Source organism: Mesorhizobium temperatum (assembly GCF_002284575.1).
GTDB lineage: Bacteria > Pseudomonadota > Alphaproteobacteria > Rhizobiales > Rhizobiaceae > Mesorhizobium > Mesorhizobium temperatum.
This window is the reverse complement of sequence record NZ_NPKJ01000068.1, coordinates 584,328-599,032: the sequence shown is the minus strand read 5'-3', so window position 1 is coordinate 599,032 and position 14,705 is coordinate 584,328. Positions and strand designations below refer to the sequence as shown.

General features: G+C 60.4%; 8 protein-coding genes and 2 pseudogenes. 2 read left to right on the top strand and 8 right to left on the bottom strand.

Annotation, left to right across the window (positions count from 1 at the left end):
* From CIT26_RS29320 to CIT26_RS37995, 3 genes and pseudogenes are all read right to left on the bottom strand, one after another.
* Positions 1 to 1,178 (bottom strand): annotated as a pseudogene (locus CIT26_RS29320) (OmpA family protein); the annotation flags it as partial.
* Positions 1,179 to 1,185: 7 nt separating this feature from the next.
* A complete protein-coding gene (locus tag CIT26_RS29315) occupies positions 1,186 to 1,851 on the bottom strand; it encodes a coiled-coil domain-containing protein (protein ID WP_095495754.1) in 666 nt (221 codons plus the stop codon).
* 603 nt (positions 1,852 to 2,454) lie between these two features.
* A pseudogene (locus CIT26_RS37995) lies at positions 2,455 to 2,606 on the bottom strand (IS110 family transposase); the annotation flags it as partial.
* Between the two features lie 160 nt (positions 2,607 to 2,766).
* Between CIT26_RS37995 and CIT26_RS29305 the strand changes: the two are divergent.
* The gene (locus CIT26_RS29305; protein ID WP_095495753.1) at positions 2,767 to 5,739 is read left to right on the top strand and encodes a trifunctional glycosyltransferase/class I SAM-dependent methyltransferase/polysaccharide deacetylase; all 2,973 of its coding nucleotides are present in this window, start codon (positions 2,767 to 2,769) and stop codon (positions 5,737 to 5,739) included.
* A 45-nt stretch (positions 5,740 to 5,784) separates the two neighbouring features.
* Here the strand turns inward: CIT26_RS29305 and CIT26_RS29300 are convergent, their stop codons facing one another.
* The 5 genes from CIT26_RS29300 to CIT26_RS29280 all read right to left on the bottom strand — a co-directional run bounded on the left by CIT26_RS29300 (position 5,785) and on the right by CIT26_RS29280 (position 13,072).
* Positions 5,785 to 6,465 carry a peroxiredoxin-like family protein gene (locus CIT26_RS29300; RefSeq protein WP_095495752.1) on the bottom strand — a complete coding sequence of 227 codons (681 nt, stop codon included), beginning with the start codon at positions 6,463 to 6,465 and terminating at the stop codon, positions 5,785 to 5,787.
* Between the two features lie 18 nt (positions 6,466 to 6,483).
* Entirely contained in the window at positions 6,484 to 9,783 is a 3,300-nt protein-coding gene (locus CIT26_RS29295; protein WP_143747933.1) for an ATP-binding protein, read from the bottom strand.
* Between the two features lie 285 nt (positions 9,784 to 10,068).
* Complete coding sequence (locus tag CIT26_RS29290; protein WP_095495750.1) at positions 10,069 to 11,454, bottom strand: hypothetical protein; 1,386 nt, start codon at positions 11,452 to 11,454, stop codon at positions 10,069 to 10,071.
* 194 nt (positions 11,455 to 11,648) lie between these two features.
* Complete coding sequence (locus CIT26_RS29285; RefSeq protein ID WP_095483612.1) at positions 11,649 to 12,173, bottom strand: GNAT family N-acetyltransferase; 525 nt, start codon at positions 12,171 to 12,173, stop codon at positions 11,649 to 11,651.
* Positions 12,174 to 12,247: 74 nt separating this feature from the next.
* On the bottom strand, positions 12,248 to 13,072 hold the full coding sequence (locus tag CIT26_RS29280) for a hypothetical protein (protein WP_095495749.1): 825 nt from the start codon (positions 13,070 to 13,072) through the stop codon (positions 12,248 to 12,250).
* Between the two features lie 204 nt (positions 13,073 to 13,276).
* Between CIT26_RS29280 and CIT26_RS29275 the strand changes: the two genes are divergently transcribed.
* On the top strand, positions 13,277 to 14,692 hold the full coding sequence (locus CIT26_RS29275; protein ID WP_095495748.1) for an adenylate/guanylate cyclase domain-containing protein: 1,416 nt from the start codon (positions 13,277 to 13,279) through the stop codon (positions 14,690 to 14,692).
* Positions 14,693 to 14,705: the final 13 nt, after the last annotated feature.

The window sequence follows — 14,705 nt, the reverse complement described above, 5'->3', positions numbered from 1 at the left end:
GCGGCAAGCGGGTCTCTCAGGCCGGCAATATAGAATTGTCCGCCCCTCGCCGTTTGTTGGGCGACGATGATTCCCGGTTGGGTCTCCAGTCGCGACACATAGGCCTGCCAGCGCTGCCCGGATTGCCAGGAAAGAAAGAGCCAACCGCCTGCCGGAATCAAAACCAGCAGGACAGCAGCCACCACCAGCCACGGAAATCCCTGGTTTGAGTCCTCCTGCTTCAGTTCAACGCAGGTCTGCAACTGCGTCTCTATGCCGGCCAACTGCGAACTGTCGCCGTCAAACTGCTCTAAAGCCTGTGAGCATTCATCATGGATGCGAAGCAACACATCGCGAACGATTTCATGTAATTCCTCTGGCGGATTTCCCCGGATCACCGCGACCAAGGTCGCAAACGGTCCAACTTCCGACCAGAGACGAAGCTCCCCGAAACGGATAGTGTCCAGGCCGCTCTGTTCTTTCTCGTTAAATGAGTCTTTCACAAAATCTTGAATTGCACTAAGCATCGAAGAAATGAGTTGAGGATCTTCGCTCGTTGCATTATCGGCAGTTACATGCGCTATCAAAAGCCCGGAATTGCGGTTAATGAGAAAGACATGCTCTACACGATAGACAAGGGAATGCTTAAGAACAACTTCTGAGAAGCTTGCACCCGTTCTCCAAGCTTCAAATCTCCACTTGAGCCCATGCCAGGTAAATATATGTCTTAAAGTTTCATTCAGCGACTGAAAGGTCTGGTCGATCTTTTCCCCGATCGACTTGCGAATTGCCGGCAGAAACACCGGGTATAATATATCCGTAAGCGTGCGCGGGCTCTTCTGGATGGACCGTTGCACGGCCCTCTCGACAGCTGGCGCAAGGGCCTCGCCGAGTTGCGCATGAGGCGCACGTGCGGCTGCACTGGGGAGAACGCCCCCCACTGCAGCCGCAAGCTGCTCAGGTTCGTCGAGCAGCTGCGTAACTCGTGAAAGCTCCGAAATTTCGCGGCCGACCAGCAACTGGCGCAGCGTTTCCATGCGAGGATCGGCGGTTGGAACTCCGTGGAAACGCGCACGATAGTCCGGATCGACGTTCCGGGCAATTTCGACCAAAAGACTAGCCAGAGCCTCGCGATCAATCTCTGTATCGTTCGAAGCTGCTCTTTGAGGAAGGCTGATTGGGTCGACGGTCGACGTCAAGTTCCGATCAACTCACTTTCCAACTACGTTCCGAGTTGCTCTTGCTGCCGGCGGGATCCTGATTTAGACATTTTGCAACCTCGACAAACAGGCCAGCCAAAAGATTTCGGTCGGTCTTTACGTTGCTGAGATCGGAAAACATTTTTTCCATTAGCATCTGCATGCTTTCATTCTTTTGCTTGATTTCCTCACGCAGCAATTGATCGCTCCGATTTATCCGGTCCGCAACTTCGCGCTCAAGCTCGCTCAATTGATCCGACAACGCGCGCACCTGCTTTTCAAGCGCCTGATTTTGCTCGCGAAGATTCCGGTCAATCTCCTTGTCGGCCTCGGCTCGTGCATCTTTTTCGTTCCGCAATTGCGCCGCGAGCGATTCGACCTGCTTCTTTGCATTTGACTCGTACATTTCAAGATTGCGCTTGGCCTCGGATTCGACATCCTTGAAGCGCTGCAAGAACCGTTCTTCAAGCTTGGAAAAACGGCGGTCATAGTCCTGCATCTGGTTGCCGAACAGCAGATCACGTATCTTGTCGACACCTACAGCGTCGCCGGAGACCCCGCTCTCGCGAGCCTGGACCCCCATGAAGGCCAGCCCGTTTCCGTCTGCATTACTTATCAGATTTTCGTCCGCTTTATTTGCTGAAGAAGCGGTACTCGAAGATTCCTTAGCCATCCTTATGCCCCTTCATTTGAACACCTGCCACAGTGCAAAACTCAAAAACACCCAAGCATGTCAGCAAAATACCCGGCTCGCAAGCCGGAATCTTCTTGACTTAAGCCAATTCGTGCGCCCCTTTTACATCTCTTGGACTAGCAGCAAATGCACGAGTTCCGATTGGTGTCGCTCTCGCATCTCTTTGTGATAGCAGCCATAACCGCCTAATCTAATCGACCATTGGACGCAATCTACTATCGAAATGAGTAATACAATGTCAGGCTATAGCTACTTGAGCGCAATTAAGTAGCGCGGACTCATTAGAAGTATCTAAATTAGCTTGTCTGGCGGTGCACATACCGTCTCGCACCCGGCTGTATACTGCGACGATCAGCTTCCGATGCGGGTCCAACGGTAGAAGGAAGGTCTTCTTTCGCACGGAGAATGGCTGTTCGAGAATGCACCTCGGAATCGAGGCGTTTCGGTCGATAGGAGGGGAGCAATAGCCCCAATAACTGCAGTCATTCACACCAAAGCTTCAGTGGGCTTGCATTGCGCCCCCGATTGCAAAAGACGTCAGTTTGCCGTAGCTGTTGCACTCATACGGTGCCAGGGACCGCAGCTTGTGGTCATGGCGCCGACTCCGGGGATCGACATGAATATGCGGCATGCTTGGCTTTGACGGGCATCTGCGACAGCTGGCGCCCAAGCTCGGCGGCACGGATGCGAATGCTGCGCCAGGCTTCCAACATCGGTAGCACGACAGGAGCAAGCTCGCTCTGCAGCCAAATGGCGGCGTCGCGGCTGCTCGGAAGAGTTCGCAGGAGACTGGTTGGACGCAGCGTCCCTGAGGACCGTTCCCTTTGGCAGGAAATCGCCGGCTATGTTTCGGGACTCTTGTTCTACCTTCGAACCAGGCGCGGGTAAGACGGCGTGGTGCATAATCCCTTGGTTTCAATCGTGGTTCCTGCGCACAACGCGGAGGTGACGCTGGCGCGCGCACTCGATTGCCTTCTCGATCAGGAAATAATGGACTGGGAGGCGATCGTCGTCGACGACGCCTCCACGGACGCCACCGCCGCGATTGTCGCCGGTTATGTGGAGCGCGATGCCCGGTTTCGGACGTTGAGCTCTTGCGCGTATAGCGCCGCCGGCGCGCGCAATAGCGGGATCTCGACAGCGCGCGGACGCTGGCTCATGTTCCTGGATGCGGACGATTGGGTGGACGCCAGCTTCCTTGTGAAAATGCTGGCCGCACTTGAAGCCGCGCCCGATGCGGTCGCCGCCTATTGCGGTTCCCGGCGCGTGATGCCCGATGGCGAACTCACCCCGTCGAGCATCCCGACGGAGGTTGCTATCCAGCCCTTCGAAACATTCGCGCGCCGGTGCGCCATCCGCACTCACGCGCTGCTCGTCGGCCGGGAGACAATTGTCGAGTTGGGCGGCTTCGATGTTTCGCTGCGCACCTGCGAGGACTGGGATCTGTGGCAGCGCCTCGCACGTCTAGGCAAACGTTGGGTGATGGTCGACGAGCCGCTCGCTTTCTATCGGACCAGCCCCAACTCGCTCAGCCGCAATTCGACGCAGATGCTGGCCGATGCGGAAATCGTGATCGCCCGCGGCTTTTCTGCTGATCCCAGGGTCAAACAGCCAGCATCGGCTCACGCCAATGGAGCGATCGAGGCGAACGGCCGCACCGCTTCCGAAGCACTCGCGTGGTTCGCGTTGTGGAACGCCGCGTCGGATTGCGGCTGCGGCCGCCGCTCGATCAACCCGCAGACCCTGCGCGCGCTCCCGGCAGGACGTAAGTGGGCGCATGAGATCGCCAAGGTGGTCTTCGATGGCCTTATGGTAGGAAGCCTATCGGTGCCAGCGCAATTGGCTGCCAGGTGGGACAGGTTCGGCGGCTCCCTCACCGTGTTGATCATCGAACTCGGCAAGGTCTGGGACGATCCCGTCGCGGGTCGCCGCGTCCAGTATCACCTTGAGCAAATGCTTCTCGACTTCGACGATCTTGCCGCGCCGCGCAGGCTGGCGCGGACGCTTGGAATTCGCGTCGATATTCGAAATCCGACCTCGATCGAACTTCCGGAAGGAATCGATCAAATTTATGCCTATCTGACGATGGATGGCCAGATCGAGGCTGTCGTGCAGTTCGGCGTACTCGGGAGAGTGACAAGGCGCCATTGGATTGAATTGAGCCGGGATTTCGTGCCCCCTGAGCGGCTTATACACAGTGCCGCGCGGCTTGCGAGGCGATCTCCTGTACATGCCCCGCAACAGGGCGCCGTTGCCGACAAGTCAAACATGTTTGCAGCCGAGGCATTGTTGTCCATCGCGGGACGCCGGTCTGATCGGGACAGCCACTTCGGCAAACTCGCGCGGTTGGCCGCGGAAGCGCGGGGGCTGGTTCGGTCGAGCGCCGAAGCTACAGAGCCGCTTGCAGCGCGGCGCCGTGCATCGGCCGCGGATGGGCACGACAATGATCGCACGTCGTTCTGGAATCGCCGTTTCGCGACCGAGGATCCCTGGAACTACGGTTCGTCCTATGAACAGGAAAAATATGAGCGGCAGCTCGAAATTCTGCCTGCCGGTCCGATCGGACGGGCGCTTGAGCTGGCCTGCGCGGAGGGCCACTTTACGCGGCAGCTGGCGCCGCGGGTGGGCCATTTGACCGCAACCGACATCTCCGCCGTAGCCATCGGGCGAGCGCGCGCGCGATGCAGCGATCAGCCGAATGTTGAGTTCGGCGTACTGGATTTCTGCGCGGACACACTGCCTGGTGAGATGGACCTGATCGTCTGTTCGGAAGTGCTCTACTATCTGGATGATCTCGCCGAGTTGCGGCGCATCGCCAAAAAAATCGTTGAGGCATTGGCGCCTGGCGGCAGTTTCATCAACGCACACGCATTCGTGTTACGTGACAATGTTGAAAGGACCGGCTTCGACTGGAACACATTCGGTGCACAAGCGATCTCAGAGACGCTGGCAGCGACCGAAGGCCTCGTCCTCGATCAATCGATCCAGACCGAGCTCTATCGCATAGACCGCTTCCGCCGCCTGTCACCGGACGACGTGGCGACGGAACCGATGATTGATCAAGTGCCAGTCCGCGCGCCCCTCGAAATCGGGGTCGCGCGAAATATCGTCTGGGGCGGGGCGCGGGCCTTGCGCCGCGACGTTGCGCGTAGCGAGCGGCGGCAGCGTATCCCTGTCCTCATGTATCACAGCGTCTCCGATGAAGGTCCGGCCGCGCTCGCCCGTTTTCGGCTCACGCCCGCCGCATTCCACAGCCAGATGGCATGGCTGCGCGCCAATGGCTTTCACGCGATTAGGTCCGAGCAGCTGGATTGGTTCATCGCCAACCGTCAACCTTTCGTTGGCCGCCCAGTGCTCATCACCTTCGACGACGGCTTCCAGAACTTTGCCGACCATGCCTGGCCGATCTTGCGCGCGAACGACCTGACCGCGGAAGTGTTCCTGGTGACGGACCTGGTGGGTGAAAGTGCACTGTGGGACGCCGACAGCGGTCCGCCGACACAGCTTATGGACGCCGGGACGGTGCGACGCCTCGCCGCCGAAGGTGCGTTCTTCGGAAGCCATCTGGCGACGCATCGCGCGATCGATGGTCTGTCGAGCTCTGACTTGGCCGCCGAGCTGCTGCGCTCTCGTACGTTCATCGAACGGTGGACCGGTCGGCCAACCACGGCGTTCGCGGCACCCTTTTCTGTCACCGACCAACGGCTTGGCAGGCTGGCCAAGGAGTGCGGCTATCGAATCGGCTTCGGCGGCAGACACGGGCCGGCGGACCTCGATTGCGATCCCATCGACCTTCCGCGCATCGAGATTCGCGGGGATCGCTCGCTCGATGACTTTGTTGCCAGGGTCGAGGCCGTGCTCGAATGAACGGTGAACTTGTCAGTGTCCCGCCCGTTTACCTCGTTCGCAAGTCTATTGGGCGACTTGGGACACCGCCGACATCAGCTCCTGCGGGTTTGGCGCCCCAAACATGTATCGCCCACCCTCTGGAACCTCCGTGAAGCTCCAGCGGACGATCCCCTGCCGGTCCAGCAGGAACTGACCGACCAGTTGTCCGTGTCCCGTTGCCATCATCTGCTCGTCGGCTTCGGTCAGTTCGTAATGGTCCCTCTTGTCGAGGATTTCGCCGGCCGCAATAGGATCCATAGGACCGGGCAATTCGCTTGGTATGTCGACCCGCATATCCTTTACTGCTGCCATCGAGACCTTGTACGGCCAGTTCGTCTCGTTTTCGGTGAATTCGAGATTGGGCAGTCCAAAAGCACGATGTGAAGCGCGTTCAGGGTCGGAGGCCGCAAGCAGATTCGGCATCGGGTGGTAACGGAAATAGAGACGCGCCCGTTCGATCGGCGTGTTGACCACCGTCAGGCTCTCCACGCCCTTTTCGCGCAGCTCCGGATCAAGCCGCGCCTGGGCGGCGATATGGCGCCGGCAAAACGCACAATGCAGACCTCGAAACAGGCCGACCAGCACCGGTTTTTGTCCGCGAAAGTCGTCAAGCGCGATCTTGCCTTCCTGGGTAATGGCGTCGAGTACCACGTTCGGCGCACGGTCGCCCGGTTGAAGCGGTACCAAGTCACTACGCGCGGACATTTCCAACCTCCAACCCGGCTAATCGAGAAAAGGCAGCACCACAAGCGCTTCCGGGTCGAGCCCGTGCTGGGCGCATATACCCTGCGCCAGGGAAAAGTAGCGTTCGGCCTCGGCCAGATTGTCGAGGTCGAGATTAAGCGTTGCGAGACCATCATAGCACGGAAACAGCAGTTGGGGCTCGCCCGTTTCGCGGGCTACGTCCAGTGCTTCCTGGAACAAGCCAACCGCCAGTTCCGGACGGCCGTTGCACTGGTGGATCTGCCCAAGCACGATCAACGGCACCGGCAGGTGCTCGCGCTGGTCGAGCGCCCGGTCGATCTCGATGGCCTTCTCGGCAGCAGGCACGCCCTCTGTTGGACAGCGATCCGTGAAAGTACAACAAGCGACCGCCAGATTGGCGAGGAGGCGCGCCTGGAAACCCAAATCACCAATATGGCGCGCCACTTCAAGACCGCGCCGACAGACCTCCATCGCCTGTGCCGGATCGATGGTCGTGTAAAGCACGCCGAGATTGGTGTAGCCGCGGCAGGCCGCGCCCAGTAGACCGGCGGCTTCGGCCAATTCAATGCTATGCTCAACCTGACGCACGGCTTCACGGTTTCGCCCAAGGCGAGCCAACGCAACAGCCTTGGTATTAAGTGCCTCGGCGGTCACAAGAGTGGCATCACACCCTACCTCGGAGACATGCTCCGTTGTCAGAGAGCGTACGCAATCCAGCGCCGCGTCTGCCCATTTTGCCGCGAGAGCGTGATCTCCGCTACGGAACGCCTGTCGGCCACGTTCTTGCCAGAGATGCGCCTGCTCGATCGGGGCATCCGCTCCATCGAGGAGCGCTGCCGCTTCAGCATAGCGGGATTCTGCGTTGTCCCGCTTGCCGACGTCCCAGAGCAGCCGACCGATCTTACGCAAAACTCGCGCCGACGCGACACGATTGGCTGACTCGCGGTATGCCTGCAACACCGTCTCGTAGTGGTGGTGCGCGATCTCGCGGCGGCCTACCGGGCCGCTCAAATCGGCAATGCGCTCTGCAATTGCCAGTTTGAGCGGTGTTTGCCCGATCGCGCTCAACGCAGTCAGTGCTCGCTCGTAGAAACGAAGGGCGTCGTCGTTGGCGTATATCATGCGAGCGCGATCGCCCGCCGCCTGCAGGTAATGCGCGCCCCTCTCCCGCTCGGCGCTCTTTGCGAAATGATGACCGAGCACGGTCAAATCCTCGAGCCGTTCCGGCTTGTCGCCGGACAGTTGCTCCAAGGCAGCACCGACCCGCCCGTGGATGTCGGTCCGACGTTGCAGGAGCATATTCTGGTAGATCACGTCCTGCAGCAATGTTTGCGTAAAGCGGTAGCTTTGCGACGAGACCGAGCCTGATCCGGCAACTTCCTCGATGATTTCCGCATCGCAAAGCAGTTCGCAACCGGCTTCTAGCCGGCCGGGATCGGATGTCACGGCTTTCAGAAGTGTGGTATCGAAGCGCGGGCCGATTACCGCGGCTTCCTGGGCCAACCGGCGCACCTCTTGGGGCAGCCGGTCGACGCGAGCAAGCAACATTGCCTGGATAGTGGCGGGAATGTCGGTTGCGACTTCGCCTGCCACAGTCCGCCATCGCTGGCCCTCGCGCATCAGTACACCGCGATCGATAAGGCCGCGGACGATCTCCTCTACAAAAAGGGGGTTGCCGCCCGCGCGCTCGAGGATCTGGTCGAGAAGCCCTCCTGCGGAGGTTACCCAGCTCTCGCCGAAAAGCGCCGCCAGCAGGCTGCGTCCGTCATCATTGTTGAGCGGCGAAAGCCTGAGCGCTGTGTGACTGACCCGACTTGAGTCGAGCTGGCCGTTGTCCGGCGCCGGACGATGCGTGACCAGCAACATCAACCGCGTGCGTTCCAACCTGTCCATCACGAAACGTAGTGCCTCGAGCGACACGGCGTCGGCCCAGTGCAGGTCTTCGACGACAATCAACAGCGGCGACAACGCAAGCCGCCGTTCGATGATTGTGCGGACTGCGTAGAGAATTTGCCGCCGCAGCTGCTCGGGCTCGACATGCTGCAAGGTGGCATCGGGGTCGCCAAGGCCGAGCACATGGTAGAGCAAAGGCATCAGCCGCTTCGCCTCCTCGCCCGGCAGGCCGAGATCGGTAAGCAAGCCTGCGAGCTTCCCCCGCATTTCGTCCCCATTGTCGTTTTGCATCATCCCGGCAGCGCTGCGCACCACTGCGCCCAAGGCGCCAAATGATTGTTCGCCCAGCGGTGAGCACGTGGCCAGCCGCACGGCGACGTTGCGAAAACGATCCTCGTCGCCGACGCGGGCGACGAACTCCTTCACCAGCCGCGATTTCCCGATACCGGCTTCTCCGACGAGGCGGACAAGTTGGGCCGAGCCGCTGCACGCCTGGTCAAGGCTCGCCAGCATTCTATTGAGCTCCGCACCACGACCAATCATCGGCGCGCTGAGGCCGAGCGCTTCGAGCCCACGCGCTGCACGCGGCGCCGCAAGCGGTGCATTCAGTCGATGGACGAGCACACTGCCAGCCTTGCCGCGAAACACGACATCACCCAGCGACTCGTAAGAGAAGGCATGCCGGGTCAGCCTGTGAGTGAGCTCGCCTACCAACACCTCACCCGGTGCGGCCAGCGATTGCAGGCGTTGCGCCGTATTCACTGTGTCGCCGGTCACCGAATAGGATTTGGCGGTGCCGATGCCCAATCCGCCAGTAACGACCGGACCAGTGTTTATGCCGATGTGGAGTAACAGAGGCGAGCCGGAGTGGGGGGTGCTTTCGCCGAGCCGCGCCGTCCGGGCGATCATGTCGAGAGCGGCGCGAAGCGCACGTTCCGGATCGTCCTCATGCGCGACCGGCGCACCGAACAAAGCGAGCAGTGCATCGCCGATGAATTTGTCGACGAAACCACCAAAGTTTCGCACGGCCGCCGTCAATTCCTTGAACAGTTGGTTCTGCAGCGCTTGCATGACCTCGGGGTCGAGCTGCTCGCTGAGTGTCGTGAAGCCGCAAAGGTCTGCGAACAGGACCGTTACCGTCCGTCGATCGGCGTCGGAGACGGGATGCAGCCCATCTTCGCTTTCGATGTTCGGAAGCAGCGACGGAGTTCGAGAAGGCGGCACAATGGTCCGGCTTGGCGTCGGAGCAGGCTGTTCGACGGCTTTTGCGGGCGCACCGAGGCTTGCCCCACATTTCGGACAGAACTCGAAATCAGGTGCGCAGGGGTAGCCGCAACTGGCGCATGGCACGGGCTGGCGCCTGCCACACCTCGGACAGAAGGCGTAACCGCCCTCAACCTCGAAACCGCAGCCCGAGCAGTCCATCGAACAAGACCTCACTAGAGGCCGTGACGGCGTGATCTCGCCACGCACTTCACGGCCAGGCCATTCACAAGGATGCACCGATAGCCGTCGACCGGCAAGCGGCAGCGCAAATGGGCATCGAGCGATCCGTGTGGGTCCGGTGGCAGATGCCGATTCGGGCGGAAGCAGTCGTCGAAATCCCGAAAGGCATCAGCGTCAAGGAAGCGGCCGGATCAGAGCCAGAGGCTCACCGAAAGATCGCCGTCGCTTGCGGTTGCGCACCAGAAAATCAACCTGAAGTAAGGCTCAGCTCGCCTTGATCTCTGCCTGGCCGATCTTGCGCCATCGGGCGTTTTCGCGAACCAGCTTCAGGTCGTCGGTCGTCTCGGCAAATGTCCGCAAACGGTATTGCCGGAGCAGGTCCGGGAAAAGCGCCCCTTCCGGCAGGCCGGCAAGCTGCTCGCGGACCGAGATCTTTTCGTCGATAACCCGCATGCCCCAGGCATTTTCCCGAACCTGCAGCTCCGCAGCCAGATCGCGCTCTTCCGGCGCGTTTTCGTCTAGCGCAGCCAGCAGGATCGAGTGGAAAAGCGCTACATAACCAATCTGTCTCAGGCCGCCCACAACCCGCACGCGCGGCAATATGGCAAGGACGAGGAACATCAGGAACAAATTCGGCAGCAGCACGCCGTCCAGCAGCGCCTGCCTGAGATGCGGCCGCTCGAACGGGATGGAAAGACCATGCGGCCTGCCAGGCTCGATCAGGTGCCCGTTCTCGAGGACGAGCTTGCGCACGCGCTCCTCGCGGATGCCCCAGAAATAGGCCGTGGTATTGGGCAGGAATCTGCCAAATGGGCTTGATGCGGCCTCTTGCAAGGCACGTTCGAGACGCTGGCGCCTTGCGGGCTCAATGAGCAGCCTGGAAAGAAGGCTGCTGTCATATTCTAGATGCCGCGCCATGGCAGCCGCGGCGAGCCGATCATCGATGAAAACCGGCAGGGCCATACCGGAACGATCCCAATCGGCGACCAGATCCTCGTTGAGGGCTGTCAGCGCATCGGCGGCGGTTCCAAACACCTTGTCCTGGCTGGCAAGCAGTGTGCCCAGCCAGCGGCTGGCATCCTTTTCATCGCCCACCGCCTCGAGCGCGCGCTTGTTGAGGGAGACGGGACCGGCCACGCAGGCGCTTTTGCGGCACAGTTTGTGGCGCCCCATGCCAAACAGGTTGACCTTGTCGTCACCGACATCGAGCCATCCCGGCCCCTCCCGGCCAATTGTCTCCATGGTCATCGTCGTTCCCATGAAGCCGAAGAAGGCCGACAGCCCGTTTTCGACCGCGCCGAGCCAGGCAAGCAGGAGGGCATCGAAGGTGATCCTGTCCATCAGAAGCAGGCAGTGCAGGCCGGACTGAATCACCGGTCTGTGCTCGAACTCTTCAAGGGCCCTGCCGATCTCTTCAGGCTGCATGATCACACCAAGGCGCTGATGCAGGACTTCGCGCAGGATCGAGCGGGCAGCGATCGCCGGGCCCGATGCAGGCCTTGCCACCGGCCGCCACAGATTGCGGGCGTAATCGGAAACCGGTGCATTCCAGTTCTGCTCGATGTCACGCACGACTTCCGGGCAGAGCAGCGACAGCACAGCCAGAATTTCCACCGGAGGCGTAGGGGTTGGGTCAAAGACGGCGGTCATTGGTCCCGTCTAGCCGCTTGCGGTGCAAACGCCAAGGGAGACCAGACTTGCTGGATGCGACCGGCCCACACATAGATTGTCAACTCGATCAAGATGGTGTGAGACGAAATTGACCGTATCCAACGGAGTTCTCCATGAGCAATCGCCGGTTCGCCGACTCGGCACGAATTGTTAGACTGGCTAAACAGCGGATCTCAGAACCGCAGCCGGGCCATGCTCAGGAGGTCGTGGTACTGCCCGTCGGTAAAACCAGCCTTCACATGCCGGCCTTCGACCTCGAAGCCGTGGCTTGTGTAGAGACGGACGGCCGGTTCGTTGTCGGCATAGACGGTCAATTCGACCCGCTTCAGGGCGCGCCAGTTGTCGGCCACGTCAAGCAGCGCGCCGAGTATGGCAGAGCCGATACCCTTGCCGACAAAGGCATCGTCAAGGCCGATATTGATCTCGCCGATATGCGAACGGCGCGGCGAACCCTGCACGACCAGGCTGCCATGGCCGACGACCTTGCCGTCCAACTCGGCAACGATCCAGGTGGTTTCCTGGCCGGACTTGGCGATGCGCCGCTCCACCTGCTCCACCATCTCGAAGGGCATCCTCAGCGTGCCCCAGCGGAAGCCCGGCATGTTGAAGATAGCGCAAAGCGCCTCCGCATCGCTTAGCCGGACGGACCGGAGCTGCGGCTGGATTTTCTCCGAGGATGGCGAGGTCGTGCTGGTCATGGCGTTCCCGGCGAAGACAATCGGCCCGGTACGATGCACCGGACGTCACCTGAAAATCCAGCCGTCTCTGCAACCTATAATGCCGATTGCGATCTAAAATACCGGGAGGCGGCGTAGAGTTTGAAGACGCCGCTGATGCCGATCCCGCCGAAAAGGGCGAGCCAGCACAATGTCCCGGTCGCCGTCCAGTCGATCCGGTGCACCGCAGCGTCGGTGATGACGACGCCAAGGATGGCAAGCAGGCCAATCAGAAACTGCGCCAAGCCGAGCACCAGCAGTTCCTCGCGCGGCGCGCTTTTCCAGACGAGATATATACCGCCCGCACCGGCCAGGAAGATGGCGCTGTAGACCTGAGCGTGGAAGGCATCGATCGGCCATGGCCAGATGCTGCTGAATGTCAGGGGAAACAGCAGCAGGCCGACGCCATAGAACCCAAGGATCGCCGATTCCACCGGCATGTAGCCGCGCCATGCGGGGTTTAAGGTCACGCCTTTTGCAGAAGGACGGGCCCTGGCCCGCCACAGGAACAGCCCGGATACCGCGACCGAAGCAAGATAGACCAAAAACCAGAGCCAGGGCGCTTTGCGCTCGAAGTTGAAATAGCCGAGATTGATGAACGAAGCCACCGACACGATGGCGGTGAAGATGAAGGCCATGACGAGCACGAGCCTGCCGGGCGACCAGCGATTCCAGACCAGCAGCGCCGCCATCACGACCATTTCGGCGGTGTAGAAGCCGCCGAGGAAGCGGGCATTGAACGGCGTGACGGCCCAAGGCCAGCGCGGCTTGACCAGCACAGGCGCGAAAAACAGGCCGGCGCCTACGATCAGGACGATGATGACCACCACAGAGAAAAGGCGCAGGGCCGCGGGAAATGGCGGGTTGTTGGATGTCGGCATGGGAGAAAGTCCCAAAGATGAATGCCCCATGGACCATCATAGTGCCGCTAGCGGCCGGTGAAAATCCGCCGAATGGAAATTGAACTGTCACCAGGCTTGTCTATTCGAATGGCCGTACGATCCGTTTCGCAGTAAGATGGAGCACTCGGACCAAGACCGGTCCGGCCAAGACGCGTCGGGGGTGCATTTTCCGGAGCCTGCACGATGAACGAAGCTCAGGATCTGTTCTCGCTTCTGCGGCAATCGACCGATGTCGATCCGCAGGCAATCGACGCGATCAAGCGAACCATCGCGGAGGGCAAGGACCGCGAACTTTGCCGCATCAATGCGCCAGCCTTCGCCAGCAAGCATGGCCTCGACGAGGAACGCGCCATAAGCGCCTTTCTCCATGCGGCACGGGTGGGCATCTTCGACATTTCCTGGAATGTTCTATGCCCCGGCTGTGGCGGCGTGCTCGACACCAACGCCACGCTAAAAACCCTGCAGAAGGACGAATACACCTGCGCGCTGTGCTCCGAGGGCTATTCGCCGACCCTCGACGAGATGGTCGAGGTGACATTCACCGTCAGTCCCCGCGTGCGCAGGATTGCCGCCCACAATCCACACGAACTGCCGTTGGTGGAATATTTCCGCCAGATCTACTGGGCGTCCGGCGTCGATCTGCCGGAAGAGGATTTCGCGAAAAAGATAGAGGCGTTCTCGCTGGAAGATATCGAGCTTGCCCCCGGTGAAAAGGCGGTTCTGCCCATACAGCTTCCGTCTGAATTCATCATCGTCTTCGAGCCGGTCACCCATTCAGCGCAGTTCATCGACGGGAAGGGCGAACCAACAAAAGAGCGCCGAAGCCTCTCTTTGGTCTTCGATCGCGACCATGTCCAGAACCAGACGCTGGAGATGCAACCCGGCCCGTTGCGCATTTCGCTGGAAAACAGGACCGACACCCGCGTGCTGCCGACGGTCTTCATCGCCGGCCAGGAATTGCATGATTTCCTGGGCAAACGCCGGCCCTTCCTGACCGCCAAGCGCCTACTCACCAACCAGACGTTCCGCGATCTCTATCGCACGGATACACTCGACATCAACCAGCGCCTGAAGATCACCAGCCTGACCTTCCTGTTCACCGACCTGCGCGGATCGACCGAGCTTTACGAGCGGGTGGGCGATCTTTCAGCCTTCGATCTCGTGCGCGTGCATTTCCAGGTTCTGCACGAGATCGTCGCGGCGGAGGCAGGCGCGGTGGTGAAGACGATCGGTGATGCGGTGATGGCGACCTTCGCGACGCCTGATCGTGCGATTGCTGCGGCCCTCAGGATGCGCGATGCCATGCGTGAGCTCAACGACAAGAGCGGGCGCGAGGATCTGCTGCTCAAGATCGGAGTCCATGCCGGCCCCTGCATCGCCGTGTCTATGAACGAGCGACAGGACTATTTCGGCCAGACGGTCAACATTGCTTCGCGGGTCCAGAACCTTGCCAACGCACGGGCGATCTTCGCCACTCGTGCGGTGGTCGACGACAATCTCACCGCCGATCTGTTGCACAGGAACGCGCTGACGCCCGTGCCCCACGAGGTCTCGCTGCGCGGCATTGAGCGGGAGATAGCAGTATATACGATCCCCTGAAGATTTGGCCCCT

Coding starts and splice junctions, on each gene's coding strand:
- CIT26_RS29290 (WP_095495750.1), bottom strand. CDS start 11,454: ATGACCGCCGTCTTTGACCCAACCCCTACGCCTCCGGTGGAAATTCTG.
- CIT26_RS29285 (WP_095483612.1), bottom strand. CDS start 12,173: ATGACCAGCACGACCTCGCCATCCTCGGAGAAAATCCAGCCGCAGCTC.
- CIT26_RS29315 (WP_095495754.1), bottom strand. CDS start 1,851: ATGGCTAAGGAATCTTCGAGTACCGCTTCTTCAGCAAATAAAGCGGAC.
- CIT26_RS29280 (WP_095495749.1), bottom strand. CDS start 13,072: ATGCCGACATCCAACAACCCGCCATTTCCCGCGGCCCTGCGCCTTTTC.
- CIT26_RS29275 (WP_095495748.1), top strand. CDS start 13,277: ATGAACGAAGCTCAGGATCTGTTCTCGCTTCTGCGGCAATCGACCGAT.
- CIT26_RS29295 (WP_143747933.1), bottom strand. CDS start 9,783: ATGGACTGCTCGGGCTGCGGTTTCGAGGTTGAGGGCGGTTACGCCTTC.
- CIT26_RS29300 (WP_095495752.1), bottom strand. CDS start 6,465: ATGTCCGCGCGTAGTGACTTGGTACCGCTTCAACCGGGCGACCGTGCG.